The 15,655-nt window shown below is 72.4% G+C and carries 17 protein-coding genes; 10 read left to right on the top strand and 7 right to left on the bottom strand.

The window, feature by feature from the left end; translation table 11 throughout:
- Window positions 1-238 precede the first annotated feature (238 nt).
- From FXF52_RS32120 to FXF52_RS32130, 3 genes are read left to right on the top strand one after another with little or no spacing between them, the layout of a single operon-like run.
- Window positions 239-1,207, top strand: coding sequence for an ATP-binding cassette domain-containing protein (locus tag FXF52_RS32120; RefSeq protein WP_148802577.1), 969 nt, complete (start codon window positions 239-241; stop codon window positions 1,205-1,207).
- Window positions 1,200-2,000, top strand: coding sequence for an ABC-2 family transporter protein (locus FXF52_RS32125; RefSeq protein ID WP_148802580.1), 801 nt, complete (start codon window positions 1,200-1,202; stop codon window positions 1,998-2,000). The genes FXF52_RS32120 and FXF52_RS32125 overlap by 8 nt, the downstream gene beginning before the upstream one ends.
- Complete coding sequence (locus FXF52_RS32130) at window positions 1,997-2,791, top strand: ABC transporter permease (RefSeq protein ID WP_148802600.1); 795 nt, start codon at window positions 1,997-1,999, stop codon at window positions 2,789-2,791. Before FXF52_RS32125 ends, FXF52_RS32130 begins: the two co-directional genes overlap by 4 nt.
- Window positions 2,792-2,807: 16 nt before the next feature.
- Here the strand turns inward: FXF52_RS32130 and FXF52_RS32135 are convergent, their stop codons facing one another.
- The 3 genes from FXF52_RS32135 to FXF52_RS32145 form a co-directional block, all read right to left on the bottom strand.
- Complete coding sequence (locus tag FXF52_RS32135) at window positions 2,808-3,182, bottom strand: VOC family protein (protein ID WP_148802603.1); 375 nt, start codon at window positions 3,180-3,182, stop codon at window positions 2,808-2,810.
- Between the two features lie 68 nt (window positions 3,183-3,250).
- Window positions 3,251-3,463, bottom strand: a complete 213-nt coding sequence (locus FXF52_RS32140) for a hypothetical protein (protein WP_148802605.1) — start codon at window positions 3,461-3,463, stop codon at window positions 3,251-3,253.
- A 108-nt stretch (window positions 3,464-3,571) separates the two neighbouring features.
- The gene (locus FXF52_RS32145; protein WP_148802608.1) at window positions 3,572-4,420 is read right to left on the bottom strand and encodes an SAM-dependent methyltransferase; all 849 of its coding nucleotides are present in this window, start codon (window positions 4,418-4,420) and stop codon (window positions 3,572-3,574) included.
- A gap of 142 nt (window positions 4,421-4,562) precedes the next feature.
- Here FXF52_RS32145 and FXF52_RS32150 point away from each other — a divergent pair, with 142 nt between their 5' ends.
- The gene (locus tag FXF52_RS32150; RefSeq protein WP_148802611.1) at window positions 4,563-5,636 is read left to right on the top strand and encodes a PIN domain-containing protein; all 1,074 of its coding nucleotides are present in this window, start codon (window positions 4,563-4,565) and stop codon (window positions 5,634-5,636) included.
- A gap of 49 nt (window positions 5,637-5,685) precedes the next feature.
- Here FXF52_RS32150 and FXF52_RS32155 read toward each other — a convergent pair whose 3' ends face one another.
- Window positions 5,686-6,873 (bottom strand): hypothetical protein, encoded by a 1,188-nt coding sequence (locus tag FXF52_RS32155; protein ID WP_148802614.1) that lies wholly within the window; start codon window positions 6,871-6,873, stop codon window positions 5,686-5,688.
- A 370-nt stretch (window positions 6,874-7,243) separates the two neighbouring features.
- Here FXF52_RS32155 and FXF52_RS32160 point away from each other — a divergent pair, with 370 nt between their 5' ends.
- Window positions 7,244-7,810 (top strand): sigma-70 family RNA polymerase sigma factor, encoded by a 567-nt coding sequence (locus FXF52_RS32160; protein ID WP_148802617.1) that lies wholly within the window; start codon window positions 7,244-7,246, stop codon window positions 7,808-7,810.
- Between the two features lie 94 nt (window positions 7,811-7,904).
- Here the strand turns inward: FXF52_RS32160 and FXF52_RS32165 are convergent, their stop codons facing one another.
- From FXF52_RS32165 to FXF52_RS32175, 3 genes are all read right to left on the bottom strand, one after another.
- Window positions 7,905-8,642 carry a zf-HC2 domain-containing protein gene (locus FXF52_RS32165; protein WP_148802642.1) on the bottom strand — a complete coding sequence of 246 codons (738 nt, stop codon included), beginning with the start codon at window positions 8,640-8,642 and terminating at the stop codon, window positions 7,905-7,907.
- 87 nt (window positions 8,643-8,729) lie between these two features.
- Window positions 8,730-10,148 carry an RNA-guided endonuclease TnpB family protein gene (locus FXF52_RS32170; protein WP_148802620.1) on the bottom strand — a complete coding sequence of 473 codons (1,419 nt, stop codon included), beginning with the start codon at window positions 10,146-10,148 and terminating at the stop codon, window positions 8,730-8,732.
- Complete coding sequence (locus tag FXF52_RS32175) at window positions 10,145-10,762, bottom strand: IS607 family transposase (RefSeq protein WP_148802645.1); 618 nt, start codon at window positions 10,760-10,762, stop codon at window positions 10,145-10,147. The genes FXF52_RS32170 and FXF52_RS32175 overlap by 4 nt, the downstream gene beginning before the upstream one ends.
- A 102-nt stretch (window positions 10,763-10,864) precedes the next feature.
- On the opposite strand from FXF52_RS32175, the gene FXF52_RS32180 reads away from it, so the two are divergent.
- The 5 genes from FXF52_RS32180 (at window position 10,865) to FXF52_RS32200 (ending at window position 15,514) form a co-directional block, all read left to right on the top strand.
- The gene (locus FXF52_RS32180; protein WP_148802623.1) at window positions 10,865-12,001 is read left to right on the top strand and encodes a CaiB/BaiF CoA-transferase family protein; all 1,137 of its coding nucleotides are present in this window, start codon (window positions 10,865-10,867) and stop codon (window positions 11,999-12,001) included.
- Between the two features lie 255 nt (window positions 12,002-12,256).
- Window positions 12,257-13,477 carry an LCP family protein gene (locus FXF52_RS32185; protein WP_255472554.1) on the top strand — a complete coding sequence of 407 codons (1,221 nt, stop codon included), beginning with the start codon at window positions 12,257-12,259 and terminating at the stop codon, window positions 13,475-13,477.
- A gap of 172 nt (window positions 13,478-13,649) precedes the next feature.
- Complete coding sequence (locus FXF52_RS32190; RefSeq protein ID WP_148802626.1) at window positions 13,650-13,985, top strand: helix-turn-helix transcriptional regulator; 336 nt, start codon at window positions 13,650-13,652, stop codon at window positions 13,983-13,985.
- Entirely contained in the window at window positions 13,982-14,464 is a 483-nt protein-coding gene (locus FXF52_RS32195) for an SRPBCC family protein (protein WP_148802628.1), read from the top strand. The genes FXF52_RS32190 and FXF52_RS32195 overlap by 4 nt, the downstream gene beginning before the upstream one ends.
- 300 nt (window positions 14,465-14,764) lie before the next feature.
- A complete protein-coding gene (locus tag FXF52_RS32200) occupies window positions 14,765-15,514 on the top strand; it encodes an SDR family NAD(P)-dependent oxidoreductase (protein ID WP_148802631.1) in 750 nt (249 codons plus the stop codon).
- Window positions 15,515-15,655 lie beyond the last annotated feature (141 nt).

A 15,655-nucleotide genomic window follows, 5' to 3' on the forward strand; every position in this document is an offset into this window, starting at 1 on the left:
ACCGCTCCGGCGAGCGGTCACCCTGGTCTAGCCCGTCCCGCACAGCGGCCGTAAGTGCGCGCTGCCGGTAGGTGACCACAGCGCTCACCGCACCGGGTGAGCCGACGACAGATGTCCGGCGCGGGTCGCTCTCACCAGGACCCGGCGTGGCGGCGTTCCTGCGCCGCCTGTCCTGGCCCCGCGCGGGATCCGGAATATTCGATGTCGATCAGTCGGTGCGCGCCGCTATGGTCGCCATATGATCGAGGTGCGCGACCTGGCCAAGCATTTCCGGGTGCACCGCCGACAACCCGGCCTGCGCGCCTCGCTACGCTCGCTCGTCCTGCGTGAGCACCTCACCGTCCGCGCGGTCGAGCAGGTCAGCTTCACGATCCCCGCGGGCGAGGTTGTCGGCTTCCTCGGCCCCAACGGCGCCGGCAAGACCACCACCCTGAAATGCCTGACCGGCCTGCTGCACCCCACCGCCGGGACCGTACGGGTGCTCGGGCACACCCCGCACCACCGGGAGCCCGCGTTCCTGCGCCGGATCTCGCTGGTGATGGGCCAGCGCAACGCCCTGTTCTGGGATCTGCCCGCCGCCGACGCGTTCGAGGTCAACCGCGCGATCTACGGCCTCGCCGAGGGTCCGTACCGGTCGGCGCTCGACGAACTGGTCACCCTGCTGGACCTCGCGCCGCTGCTGCACAAGCAGGTCCGGGTGCTCAGCCTCGGCGAGCGGATGCGCTGCGAGCTGGCCGGCGCCCTGCTGCACCGGCCCGACGTGCTCTTCCTCGACGAGCCGACGCTCGGCCTGGACGTCAACGGCCAGGCGGCGGTGCGCACCTTCCTGCGCGACTACAACGCCCGCTACGGCGCGACGGTCCTGCTCACCAGCCACTACATGGGCGACGTCACCACGCTGGCCCGCCGGGTGCTGGTCATCGACCACGGCACCCTGCGCTTCGACGGCGACCTCGCCGCGCTGGTCGAGGCCCACTCACCGCACCGGCTGGTCCGGGTCACCCTGCGCGAGGCCGTACCGGCACAGACCTGGGTCGGCCTTGGCGAGGTGTCCGAGGTGGACGGTGCGGTGGTCACCCTGGCGGTGCCGCGCGCCGAGACCGCCGCGGTCGCCGCCCGGCTGCTCACCACCCTGCCGGTCGAGGACGTCGCGATCGAGGACCCGCCGGTGGAGCACATCATCCGGGCGGTCTTCGCCCATGCGTGACGTCCTCACCGCATACCCACCACTGGTGCGCAGCGCGACGCTGGTGGCGGCGACCTACCGGGGGCGCGTCGCGCTGTCGCTGCTCACCGGCTTCTTCCCGCTGCTGCTGATGGGCGTGTGGCTCACCGTCGTGGCCGAGAGCGGCCCGCCGAAGGGCTGGACCACCGGTGACTTCCTGTCCTACTACGCGGCGGCGACCCTGCTGTGGAACCTCTCCGGCGACCACGTCGTCTGGCAGTGGGACGCGGACATGCGCAGCGGTGACCTGTCCGTGCGGCTGCTGCGCCCGGTGCACCCCTTCCACCAGTACGCCACCAACGACCTCGGCCACCGCCTGGTGTTCCTGACGGTGCTGGTGCCGGCCCTGGTGCTCGCCGCGCTGCTGGTGCCGGGCCTGGACTATCCGGCCGGTCCCGTCCGGCTCGCCGCCGTCGCCGCCGCGCTCGTCCTCGCGTACGCGGTCAGCCTGCTCATGGCGTCGACGTTCGCGCTGATCGGGTTCTGGAGCACCCAGACGTCCAACGCGTGGTTGCTGTGGTGGGGGCTGGGCTCGTTCGCCTCCGGTTGGGTCGCGCCGCTGGCGCTGATGCCGGACTGGCTGCGCAGCGTCGCGGTGGTCCTGCCGTTCCGCACCGCGATGGGTTTTCCGGTGGAACTGCTGATGGGCCGCCTCGACGCGCGGGAGGCCGCGTTCGGCTACGCCGTCGGGCTGGGCTGGCTCGCCGCCTTCGCCGTGCTGTACCGGATCATCTGGCGGCACGGCGTCCGCCGCTACCAGGCGGTGGCCGGGTGAACGGCTGGTCCCGGCACGCCCGGGTCCTCGCGATCTGCTGGCGGGCGGCGGTGGCCGGCGAGGTGGAATACCGGTTCAACTTCTTCTCGAACGTGGCGCTCAGCGCCTTCTGGATGGTGTGGGCGGCGGCCGGCGCGTCGGTCTACTTCCGCTTCACCGGCGCGGTGGCCGGTTGGACGCAGGCCGAGGTGCTCGTCGTGATCGGCCTGTTCTTCACCCTCAACGGCCTGCGACAGGCGCTGTTGCAGCCCAACCTGGAGCGGATGACCGACTACGTACGCCTGGGCACCCTCGACTTCCTGCTCACCAAGCCGTTCGACGCGCAACTGCTGGTGAGCCTGCGGCAGGTGCGGGTCAACAACCTGCTGGACCCGGTGCTGGGCCTGGCCCTGACCACCGTCGGGGTGGTCCTGTCCGGCCGCGGCGTGTCGGTGGTCGCGCTGGCCGCGTTCGGGCTGCTGCTGGGCTGCGCCGTGCTGCTGCTGTACGCCCTGACCGTGCTGCTCATGGCGCTCGCCGTGGTGCTGGTGGCCGCCGAGGAACTCGGCCGGGTCTCGTACGCCTTCGTCGAACTGTCCCGCTTCCCGGTGGAGCTGTACCGCAACCCGGTGCAGGCGATCCTCACCGTGGTGCCGGTGGCGTTCCTCACCACGTACCCCGCGGCGGCCCTGCTGGGCCGGCTCGACCCGTACCTGCTGCTGATCGCGCCGGCGGTGGCGGCCGGCGCCGTCGTCCTGGCCTCCCTCGCCTGGCGCCGCTCGCTGCGCTCCTACGCCGGCGCCAGCGCGTAGGAGCGCCCCGACGCGATCAGCGGAACAGGCAGAACGGGTGGCCGGCCGGGTCGAGGTGCACCCGCACGTCGTCCTGCGGCTGGAAGTCGGCCACGGTGGCGCCGGCGGCCACCGCGTGGGCGGAGGCGGCGTCGAGGTCGTCGACCTGAATGTCGAGGTGGCCCATCATCTGCGGCCCCCGCGGGCCGGCCGGCCAGACCGGCCGCACGTACGCCGGTTCGGTCTGGAAGGACAGGCCGGCGCCGCCGTCCGGCGGGCGCAGCGTGACCCAGTCCGGCTGGTCCTCGTGCCGCGACCAGCCGAGCAGGCGTTCGTAGAACGCGGCGAGCTCCTGGGCGTCGGGGGAGTCCAGCACGGTGGCGGCCAGGGTCAGCCGAGGTCGATCTGCCATGGCGGGGTCCATACCCGGGTAACCCATGCCGTACCCGCCGGACCAGCGGCAATCCCGCCGGGCCCCGCTCAAAAGCCGGAGGAGTTCTGGCCGCGCCGCCACACCTCGCCCTGGACGCCATGGCGCTCCGCCGCGTGCCGCTCCTGGGCCGCCCGGGCGTCGCGGGCCGCCGCCGAATCCTCCGGCGACGAGAGGCGGTTCCGGTCCCGCCAACCGACGAAGACGAACACCGCGATCAGCAACACGACGAACACCGCGACAGACACCAGCACAGCCGTCATGCCGTCAACGCTACGACAGGTCCGCCAGCATGCGGCCGCTCCGTTTCCCGCCCGACCGGCGGCGCGGGACATCGGCGGGCCTTCCGGCCGGCGTCGTCCCGACCGGGCTCACGGCTTTCGGGCCACCGCGGCGTACATGGACGCCTGGGCGACCGGCGTGCGCAGCTCCGCTGGATCGTCCGGCTGCCACTCGGTGACCGGGGTGATGCCGGGCGGGACGAGTTCGAGGCCGTCGAAGAACGCGGCGAACTGGTCCCTGCTGCGGAACGCCATGTCGATCATGCTGGCGGTGGTGACAGGTGCCGCGGTGGCGGCGACGTTCCGCGGCACCAGGTCGGTGGTGGCGTGCGAGACCACCAGGTAGCTGCCCGAGGGCAGCGCGTCGACCAGCCGGCGGGTGATCGCGTAGGGGTCGTCGGCGTCGGTGAGGAAGTGCAGGATGGCCACCAGCATCAGCCCCAGCGGCCGGTCCAGGTCGAGGGTGGCGCGCACGTCGGGGTGGTCCAGGATCCGCTCCGGGTCCCGCAGATCGGCGTCCACGTACGCGGTGGCGCCCTCGGGCGTGCTGGTCAACAGGGCACGTGCGTGCGTGAGCACGATCGGGTCGTTGTCCACATACACCACCCGCGACTCCGGGGCGACGCCCTGGGCGATCTCGTGCATGTTCGGACTGGTCGGGATCCCGGTGCCGATGTCGAGGAACTGTCGGACGCCGGCGCTCTCGGTCAGGTAGCGGGTCGCCCGCTGCATGAACCGCCGGTTCTCGATCACCGTGGTCCGGATCGCCGGGTAGGCGGCGGCCACCGCGTCGCCGGACTGCCGGTCCGCCGCGAAGTTGTCCTTGCCGCCCAGCCAGTAGTCGTAACGGCGGGCGGGATGGGGCACCGATGGGTCGATCCGTGACGACGGCGTGGGCTCCTCCACCGCGGGGTGGACTCCCGACCCGACATCCGCCATGGCGACCTCCTACGCTCCCCGGGCAGCAACCGCGATCGTAGCGGTCGGACACGTCTCCCGGGGGCCCCGATGCGCCCGCGCACACTGCACGCCTTCGCCGTGGCGCGCGGGGTAGCGGCCCGTCCCGCGTAGGCTGGCCAGCGTGGATCAGGAAGACCGCATCGCACTGTTCCTCGACTACGAGAACCTGGCGCTGGGCGTACGCGACCATCACGGCGGACGGGCGTTCGACTTCCGGCCCATCGCCGACGCCCTCGCCGAACGAGGCCGGGTGGTGGTACGCCGGGCGTACGCCGACTGGTCGTACTTCGACGAGGACCGCCGAATGCTCACCCGCTCGCACGTCGAACTCATCGAGATACCGCAGCGGATGGGCGCCTCGCGGAAGAACGCCGCCGACATCAAGATGGCCGTCGACGCGGTGGAGTTGGCCTTCGAGCGGGAGTACATCTCCACGTTCGTGATCTGCACCGGGGACAGCGACGTCACTCCGCTCGTGCACAAGCGGCGCGAGCTCAACAAGCGGGTCATCGGGGTGGGGGTGGAGAAGTCGACGGCGGCGCTGCTGCCGCCCGCGTGCGACGAGTTCCTCTACTACGAGCGCCTCGAGGGCGTCGACCTGCCCGCGCCGTCCGAGCGGCGCGGCCGCCCCCGGACGACCGGCCCGGAGGCGCGCCCGCCGGTGGAGCCGCAGCCCGAGCCGCAGCCGGCGGAGGAACCGGCGCGCGGCGTCGACCGGCTCGCGGTCTTCGTGGCCCAGACCGTGGCGGGGCTCCAGGGCAGCTCCAGCGGCGAGGTGACCGCCTCCAGCCTGAAGCGGACCCTGCTGCGCAAGGACCCCACGTTCAGCGAATCCGACTACGGCTTCCGCACCTTCGGTGAACTCCTGCGCCACCTGGCCGAGCACAATGTGATCGAGCTGTCCGAAGGGCCGGCCAAGGGGGATCCCGAGGTGTCGCTGCCCGAGCGCGGCGACCGCGAGGCGGCGTTCGCGCTGTTGCGCTCCGTCGTCGCGGACCTGGCCGGCGCCGACGGGGCGGTGGCCCTGTCCGGTCTGAAGAACCAGCTCCGCCGGGCCCGGCCGGACTTCAGCGAGAAGAAGCTCGGCTACCGCAGCTTCCTGCAGTTCTGCACGGCGGCCGCCACCAGCGGAATCGTCGACCTGCAGTGGAGCCCGGAGGCAGACGACTACCTACTCACCCCACACAGCCCCTGACCTCGCCCCGGCGCACTCGCCGACCGACGCGGCGCGGCTGCCCGGCCGCTCAGCTGCCGGCCGATGGACACAGGAGCGAGTCCAGCAGCGGCAGCCGGAGGGGATCCAGGCAGACGCTCACCACCGGTGGGTCGGCGGGCGGCGGCTCGCTGCTCGGGGCGGGCGCAGGTGTGGGGGCGGCGCTCGACGGCGGCGGCGCGGCCGGGGGAGCGGCGGTGGTCGGTGCCGGCTGGCCGGCCGGTGGCGTTCTGGTGACCCGGGCGGCAGGCGGGGCGGGCCGCGGCCGCCCCGAGGTGGTGCGCGGGGCGGGTCGGGTCGCCTCGGGCGTCTCGGTGGTGGTCAGCGCCACGGACACGGCCGCCGGGGAGGGCACCGGACCGGTGCCGGGAGCCGCCGGGCGGGCGGACGGGCTCGGGAAGACCTCGACGGTGCCGTTGGGTTCCTCCACGGGGGCCATCCCGCTCGCACCCGGCTGTGCGCGGTATGGCACGTCGGCCGGGCCGGGGGTGACCGCGCCGGTGGTCAGCGCCGCGAACGCCACCGCGACGACGACAGCGGCGGCGGCGGCCATCCGCTCCGGCGGCAGCAGGGCCACCGGCGCGTCCTGGGGCGCCACCGGTGGCGGGGGCGCTGGCCGCACGGCGCGGTGGGCCGCCAGCAGGGCGTCGACCTGCGGGGCGACGGCGGCCCGTTGCCCGCTGGCGGCGGCGAAGGCGAGGGTGAGATAGAAGCGGAAGTTCACCGTCGCGGTGCCGGGCACCTGCAACCCGGCGGGCCGACGCCCGTCCGCGGTGTGCAGGAGGGTCACCGGGACCTCCGGATGGTGGCCGGGCCCCAGCAGCTCCCGGTACGTCCACTCGCGCCGGCCGCTGCGCCCGCCGAAGGCGACCCGGCGGTCGGTCACGACCGCCATCCCGGTGTCGACCACGCGCAACCCCTTGGGCAGCGCCGGGCCGGACGACTCGACGAGGGTGGCGCCGAGCGCCAGGCCGGGCGGAGGCAGCCCGGCGATGTGTCGGGCCTCCGCCTCGACCAGCTCCGCGCTCGGCAGTACGCGGTAGAGGACCTCGTCGTCGTCGAGCTCCACGGGCAGGCCGGTGCGGGGCTGGGTGCACCCGAGGAACCCGGTGGCCTCGATGCGCAGTCGCACGAGCTGCTCCTCGCGGCGGCGCCACGCCTCGACCTCGGCGTCGTACGCGCGCCGCCGCCGGTCGTTCTCGCGATGCGCCCACGCCACCTGCCGTCGAGACTGTGCCGCGGCGTACCTGGGGGCGATGACTGACCGTTGCGCCGTCACACCTCGTACAACGGCCGCCGAGGGTGACGGACACGAGGCGGGGAGTAACCGGTCCCTTTCCTCCCGGAAGAGGAGGGAATAGTCGCGTGGTGGCTTCACGATCGGCGCGTGAGCGACGTCGGCCCGCTACGGAGAAACGGCGGCGCCCGGGAACTTCTCGGCGCCGCCGAGCGACCAACAGAGGGCGCGCGACCCGGCCGGGTCCGTGACCGGTCGGCCGTGCGGTCGGAGGAGGCGCAGGAATGAACCGAGCAAGGCCAGCTCCCGTACCGTTGATCAGGACAGCGACGGACCGGCCGGCCGGTCACGGATGACCGCGCACGCCGACGACGCGCAGGTCACCCGGTGGGCGCAGCTGGCCGGCCGAGGTGACCAGCAGGCCGCCGCCGCGTTCGTCCGGGCCCTCCAGGGCCCGGTGTGGCGGTTCCTCGCGCACCTGGCCGGCCCGGCCGAGGCCGACGACCTGGCCCAGGAGACGTTCCTGCGCGCGCTGCGCAGCCTGCCCGGCTTCGCCGGCCGCTCGTCGGCCCGGACCTGGCTGTTCACCATCGCGCGCCGGGTCGCCGTGGACCACGTACGGGCCGCCGCGGCCCGCCCGCGGGTGTCCGCGCTGACCGACTGGGAGCGGGCCGCCGAGGCCGCCGGGGCGGTCACCTCCGGCGGCGACGACGCCGTGACCCTGCGGCGGCTCATCGCCGCCCTGGCGCCCGAACGGCGGGAGGCGTTCGTCGCCACCCAGCTGGTCGGCCTGTCCTACGCCGAGGCCGCGCAGGTGTGCGGCTGCCCGGTCGGCACCATCCGGTCTCGCGTCGCCCGGGCCCGCGAGGACCTGGTCGCCGCCTGGCAGGGCGACACCCGGGGAAGCCGCGTGGTCTGAGCCGGCCCCGCCGGCCCGGGTCCGCCCCGCCGGGCCCGGGCACGACCCCGTCGCGCACCGCCCGAGCCGGCCCCACCCGTGCGCCGACCGGCGGTCAGGCCGCCTCGCGGTCGCGGGCCTGCGCGGAGTACGGCGGCAGCAGGCGCAGCGGCGCCACCTCCGGCTCTTCCTCCAGCCGCAGCGACCACCGCGACCCCGATGAGCGCCCCTGCCGGGGCGGGGTGCCGCCCGTGCGCCACCGCGGCCGGGACAGCAGCAGCATGACCACCCAGCCGACGACCAGGAACCCGTGGCTGACCAGTCGCTGCACCGCCACCTGCCCGGTGATCAGGTCGTTCACCGACAGCAGCACCAGCGTGGCGACGAAGGCACTGAGCATCGGCAGCAGCCCCGCCGGCGCGGACCGGCGCAGCGCCACGTACAGGAACCCGGCGCCCACGGCCACGTTCCATGCCGCGGACTCGTGCCACAGGTGCTGGCCGGAGGTGTGCACGTGGCCGATGACGGCGTCGCGGCCGACCTGCGCCATCCCGAGCACCAGCTGCACCGCCCCGAGCAGCCCCAGCACGCCTCGCAGCCCGAGCGCCACGCGCTCCCGCCTGGCGGGCCGGGCGGGAGTCGGGGGCGCGGCCGCGAGCACCGCGTCGACCAGGTCGGGCAGCTGCGGCACGACGTGCGTGCGCGCCCGCCGGGTCACGGCCGCCGCCGCGTCGAACCACTCCCGGCAGCCGGCGCAGGACTCCAGGTGCCCCTCGGCCGCCGCAGCCTCGGCTGCCGACGCCTCACCGTCCAGCTGCGCCGACAGGATCTCCCGCCACTGCTCACACGCCATGTAGAGGTAGTCGTCGGCGGCGCCCACCTGGTTCCCGGCTCCCCGGCGGCCGGCGCCGCCCGCGTCGATCGTGTGCCATTCTGCTTCCTACTCGTTGCTCATAGTTGAGTGGTTCGGATGTTTCGCTCTCCGCCCTGCGGTGGCTGGGTTGGAGTCCTGGACCGGCAGTGTGGTCCGGTGGCGATCGGTCCGTTCCTGCAGGATCTGCTTCACCCGTTGGTGTGGGGTGTGCAGGGCGATGTCGGGGTCGCCGGCTCGGTGCAGGATGTTGATCGCGGCGTTCACGTCGGCCTGCCACACCACCCCGCACGTAGTGCAGTGAAGCCTGTCGCCGCTGCGGCGGCCGAAGTCGCCGCAGTGGTGGCAGGTTTGTGAGGTGTAGGCGGCGTTGACGGGAACGAGCGCAGAACCTCTACGCTCCGACACGCTTTTCAGCGCCTCGGCGGTGACTCCTTTGGTCCACGCGGCGAGACGCCGGTTGATGTTCTTGGGAAGCTTCTTACGTCCGGTGAAGGCTTTGGTGAGGTCCTCGGCGATCACCGTGCCCGCTTTGTCGACGACCTCGTGCACGGCGGTGAAGATCTCCGTACGCACCCGCGCCCGATGCCGGGCGGCCTGCCGATCCCGCTTCACCGTGCCCAGGTTGTTGACCTTGATCCGGTGCGCTTTCGCATGGTCACCACGCGCCGCGGCGGTGTTGGCGATCGAGCGCAGCTTCGCCCGCCGCCGGTTTCGTTCCTTCAACCGGTCCGACTCGCGGGTCAGCAACTCGCCGAGCTGTTCACCGTGCGGCTGGCCGTCGGAGTCGGTGAGGGCTTCGGTGTAGCCCTTGTCCACACCGACCGTCGCATCGCCGCACGGCCGCTGCGACGACCGCATCTGCGAGGCGTCGATCTGGTAGGGCACCTCGACCCGGCCGCCACGCAGGATCAGCCGCAGCGTCCCGGTCGGGGCGACCGTCGTGGACAACGGGATTCGGACCATCCTGCGGGGCTCGAGACCGGGAATCGCCAGCCACAACCGGCCGCGCCCGTCAACGACGGTGTTGTACTTGTCGGCACGGACGACGATCTGATCGTGGGTGCGGTTGCGCCCACGTTTCCAGTGCTTGCGCATCTGCCGTGCCAGGAACGGATCGTCAGCCCATTGGTCGGTCCTCAGCGCGGTGAACATTCGCTTGCGCTCGGCCGGATCGCTCGTGCGTCGGCTGATCGCCCGCCGGACGTCGACCTTGGCCGCCTCCAGGTTCGCTCCGATGTCGGCCATCGCGTCGCGGACGGTTTCCTTCCACGCATTCGCCAACACACCAAACAACGCGCGTGTGCCGTCGGCCAGCCACCGGTCCCGCACCTGCCGGTCTCGCAGCCCGGACCCGACTCCGAGGATCGAGCCGTACCGCTGCCATACCTCGCTGCGCACCCGACCCAACCGGCGGGCCTGCTCCACCAGAGCGCCGTACTTGCCCGGATTCAGTCGGGCCGAGTAGGCGATCCGGGTGACCTTCACCGGTCACCCTCCATGGCCAAGTCCGCCCGTTTCAACTCCTTCTCGTAGCGGCGCAGACCGTCCAGCCGGCCCGAGAAGGAGTTGACGACCGCCAGGAGGTCCTCCACCAGCTCCTGCCGTGGGGACAGGGACTCCTGGTTGGCGACGACGATCTCGCAGCCGCCGCGCGCCGCCAGATGCTCCACCAGGTCGAACCCGAACCGAGCCAGCCTGTCCTGGTGCGCCACCACCAGCGTGGCGACCTCACCCCGGTCGACGGCGTCCATCAACGCCAGGAATTTCGTGCGGCGCAGGTTCATCCCGCCGCCAACCTCGCTGATCCACTCGTCCACGGCCAAACCACGAGCGAGGCAGAACTGTTGCGTCGCCGCCATCTGCGAGGCCAAGTCGGCCTTCTGACCCGGCGACGGCACCCGGCAGTACACCACAACCTTCCGACGCCCGGCGTTGAAACCCGGCTGCAGCACCCGGCGCACATCAGAATTGTCGTAAGACCGCTGCCCGGACGGCAGACGACGGGCCGTGATCCGACCCTCCGCCTCCCACCGGCGCACCGTGCTCACCGAGCGGCCCACCCGCTTGGCAAACTCGCCAATCCGATAGACACTGCCCACGACCGTCAATCGTGGACAGCTCTAGAAAGGAAAGCAACCACTAGTTGCTGCTCCTGATTCGGGTGCCCGGTCGGCGGGGCCAGGTTGGGGAGGGAGCGGGCGATGGGGGAGGAGCGGTCCGGGCCGTTGCACGGCGTCCTCGTCGCGGACTTCTCGCGGATCCTCGCCGGGCCGTACGCGACCATGCTCCTGGCCGACCTCGGCGCCGACGTGATCAAGGTCGAGGGGCCCGCCGGCGACGACACCCGGACCTGGATGCCGCCGGTCCGCGAGGGGGTCTCGACCTACTACCTCGGCGTCAACCGCAACAAGCGGTCGATCATCCTCGACCTCACCGACCCCGATGACCTGGTGCTCGCCCGGCGACTGGCGCACCGCGCCGACGTCATGATCCAGAATTTCCGGCCCGGCGCGCTGCGCCGCTTCGGCCTCGACCACGACAGCGTCGCCGCCGCTAACGAGGGGATCGTCTACGCCTCGATCAGCGGCTTCGGCGCGGGGGCCGGCGCCGACCTGCCCGGATACGACCTGATGGTGCAGGCGGCGTCCGGGCTGATGAGCCTCACCGGGGCGCCGGACGGCCCGCCGTACAAGGCCGGGGTGGCGGTGTTCGACGTGATCGCCGGCCTGCACGCGGCCGTCGGGATCCTCGCCGCCTTGCACCACCGGGAGCAGACCGGGACGGGGCAGCACGTCGAGGTGAACCTGCTCTCCTCGGCCCTGTCCGGCCTGGTCAACCACGCCAGCGCGCACGCCGCCGCCGGCGTCGTGCCGTCCCGGATGGGAAACGCCCACCCGAGCATCTTCCCGTACGAGCCGCTGCCGACCGCCGACGGCGAACTCGTCGTGATCGCCGGCAACGACGGCCAGTTCCGCACCCTGTGCCAGGTCCTCGGCCTGCCCGGGCTGCCCGACGATCCCCGCTTCCGGCGCAACCAGGACCGCACCGCCCACCGGGACGTGCTGCGCCCCCTGCTGGTCGCGCGGCTGGCGCAGCGGACCAGCGACGAGTGGTTCCGGGACCTGCGCGCGGCGGGCGTGCCCTGCACGCCGATCAACGCGGTCGACGGCGGGGTCGCCCTGGCTCGGCGGCTCGGGCTCGACCCGGTGGTCATCGTCGACGGCGTACCCGGCGTCCGGCACCCGATCGGCTTCTCCGCCACCCCGCCGCGCTACGACCTCCCGCCGCCCGGGCCCGATGAGCATGGCGCCGAGATCCGCGCCTGGCTGGCCGGGTGATCGGTGACGAATTCGTCGCCGTCGAGGAGGAACCGGACCTTTGCCACGCGCGGCACGCCGGCGGGGCGTACCGTGGGGAGTTCGGCCGTTCCCGTGCCCGGAGCGAGGAATGTCCCCCACCGCTCGTCGGCCACCGCGGGCGCCGTGTCGCCGTGCTGGTGGACCTCCCAGGGGATTCACAGCCCGGCGACGTGACGCTGCGCTCAGCGGCCGCCTACATTTGGTCCGGTTTGACCCCCGCCCGAGGAGACATCCGTGCCGCACGCCACCGCGCGTTCCGACAACCGCACACCCGTGGACCCGGTCCCGCCCACGGGCGCGGCCCGTCGGCGCTGGCCGCGCTGGGCCCGCTGGTGCGTGGCGGTCGGCGCGACCCTGATGACCCTCAGCGGCGTGGCCCTGGGCGGTAGCCAGTTCCTGCTGCACACCGCGACCAGCAAGATCACCCAGCAGAACCTGCTCGGCGCCGCCGCGGCGCCGCGCCAGCACCAGAGCATCACCGGGGCGAAGAACATCCTGCTCGTCGGCGTCGACACGCGCCCGAACCAGGACCCCAGCCAGCTCACCCGGGCCGACTCGATCATCCTGGTCCACATCCCGGCCGACCACAGCCAGGCGTACATGGTCTCGCTGCCGCGGGACTCGCTGGTGACCATCCCCGCCTACAACAACGGCGCGACGTCGTACGCCGGCGGGCAGAGCAAGATCAACGCCGCCTTCGCGTTCGGCGGTCGGGGGCTCACCGGCGCATCCGCGCTGTCGCACGGGTTCGAACTGCTCGCCCTGACCGTGCGCAACACCACCGGCATCACCCCGGACGCCGGCGCGATCATCGACTTCCAGGGGTTCAAGGAGATCGTCCAGACGCTCGGCCAGGTCTGCATGTACGTCGACGAGACCACCACGTCGATCCACCTGGGGCGGGACGACGCGACCGGGAAGACGGCGGCGCCGTACAAGATCAACCCCGACGGCACGGTGAACCACCGCATCCCCGGCGTCACCCCGAACGTCTACACCAAGGGCAACCACTGCCTGAATCCGTCCCAGGCGCTGGACTTCGTCCGGCAGCGGGACCTGCTGGCCAACCATGACTTCGACTACGGCCGGCAGCGGCACCAGCAGCAGTTCGTCAAGGCGGTGCTGCAGCAGGTCATCAGCAAGGGCTTGAACTCACCGACCAAGCTGCCCGGACTGCTGTCGGCGGTGGGCAAGGCGATGACCGTCGACGACGGTGGCATCCCGCTGGAGGACTGGGCGTTCGCGATGCGGGGGATCCGCCCCGATGCGATCACCACGATCAAGACCAACAACGGCACCTTCAACAGCCGTACCGTCCCGGGGGTCGGCAGCGCCGAGATCCTCAGCGCGACCAGCCTGCAACTGCTGCACGCGGTCCGGGACGACAGCGTCGCGGCCTTCGTCCAGGCCCACCCCGCCTGGGTGGCCGACGCCCAGCCGACGCCGGCCCACTGACCGGCGTCCGTTCCGCCTCCATCTCGTTTCACCCATCACCTCGTCCGTCGGGGATGCCCGGGCGGCGGCACTGTCGGCTGCGCTCACCCCGCCGCGACCACCGCACATCTCGTCCTTGACGCGCCGCCGGCTGCGTTGACATGTGACCATCTGGTCACCTATTCTTCTGGTCGTGAACGACGAGGACCTGGTCTTCAAGGCGCTCGCCGATCCGACCCGGCGAGCCCTGCTCGACCGCCTCTTCGTGCGCGACGGCCAGACGCTGACGCAGCTGGAGTCCGAGCTGGACATGACCCGCTTCGGGGTCATGAAGCACCTGCGCCTGCTGGAGGAGGCGGGTCTCGTGGTCACCCGGCGGCAAGGCCGGGAGAAGCTGCACTTCCTCAACCCGGTGCCGATCCGGCTGATCCACGACCGGTGGATCGACAAGTACACGGAGGGCCACACCAGGGCGCTGCTGGACCTCAAGGCCGAGCTCGAACGCGACGAACCGGAGGAGAAGAGATGACCACCACAACGACGGCCGGGACCACCAAGGTCTACCGGGTGTACATCAAGGCCACGCCGCAGGCCATCTGGGACGCGATCACCAAGCCCGAGTGGACCCGACGGTACGGCTACCAGGGCATCGCCGAATACGACCTGCGGCCGGGCGGCCGCTACCGCGCCTACGCCATCAAGGAGCACCAGGAGGCCGGCATGCCCGAGGTGCCGGTGGAGGGCGAGGTGATCGAGGTGGACCCGCCGGTCCGGCTGGTGCAGACCTGGCGGCCCACCTGGCTGGACGAGCCGGCCACCCGGTTGACGTACGAGATCGCCGCGCAGCACGGCGGGGTCAGCTGCCTCACGGTGATCCACGAACTCGCCGGCGCGCCGCAGACCATGGCACAGGTCAACGGCGACGTCGAGGGCGCCGGCGGTGGCTGGGCGGAGGTCCTCAGCGACCTGAAGTCCCTGCTGGAGACCGGCGCCCCGCTCTACGCCTGAGCCGCGACCACGGAGCGGAGCAGACCACGCGCCCGCTGGAGCATTGAACGCCGCCCCGCCGTGACGCGGCCGTGACGCCCCGGCGACGGGCCCTGCGGCAGCCTCGGCCCCGTGAGCAGCTTTCCGGGCAGCCCGCAGGCCCCCGTCGACCCGGTCGCCCCCGGAACCCGGAACTCGGCCCGCACCTACGCGCGTCCACCGGCGTTTCTGTCCACGTGCCGCCAGCTGTCCGTGATCCGGTGCCGAGGCGCCGGTCGGCGGGAGATCCGGGTCGGCCGCACCGCGAGAAGAGAGCACGCCATGACCAGTCAACTCGCCGGCAAGAACATCATCGTCACCGGGGGCACCCGGGGCATCGGTCGGGGCATCACCCTCGGGTTGGCCACGGCCGGCGCGAACGTGATCGCCTGTTACCGGACCGAGGGCGAGCACGTCGAGGCGCTCGCCCACCAGCTCAAGGAAACGCCGGGCACCCACCGGCTGATCCGGGCGGACGTGACCGACGTCGAGGACGTCGAGCGGCTCGTCGACGAGGCCGGCGGCGGCCAGCGCACGCTGCACGGCCTGGTGCACAACGCGGGGGTGATCAGCCCGGTGCCGTTCGCCGAGCTGACGCCCGACGAGTGGCACCGCGTGGTGGACACCACCCTCACCGCTGCCTACCTGGTCGTCAACCGGGCGCTGCCGCTGCTGACCGCGGGCTCCTCGGTGGTGGCCATCGGTTCCCGGGCGGCCACGGTCGGGATCCCGCTGCGCGCGCACTACACCGCGGCGAAGGCCGGCCTGATCGGGCTGATGCGCTCGCTGGCCAAGGAGTTGAGCCCGCAGGGCATCCGGGTCAACGTGGTCGCCCCGGGGACCATCGAGACCGAGGAGGCGGCGCGGGACTCGTCGGAGCAGCGGCGGGCGCACGTCGAACGCCACTCGAAGATCATCGCGTTGCGGCGCTACGGGCGGCCGGAGGAGGTGGCCAACGCGGTCGCCTTCCTGCTGAGCGACCAGTCCTCCTACATCACGGGGGAGACCCTGTACGTCGACGGCGGCATCTGACGGTCGGGACAGGCGTGGGGCGCGACGCCGATTTCCGCGGCGCGGCCCCCCCCTTCCTTTTCCCCCCCCTCCCCCGGGCCCCCTTACCCGCCTTCAACCCCGGCCAAACCAGGGGGGCGGGACGGGGGTTGCTACCGCGCG

The sequence above is a fragment of the Micromonospora sp. MP36 genome (genome assembly GCF_008119785.1).
Lineage (GTDB): Bacteria > Actinomycetota > Actinomycetes > Mycobacteriales > Micromonosporaceae > Micromonospora.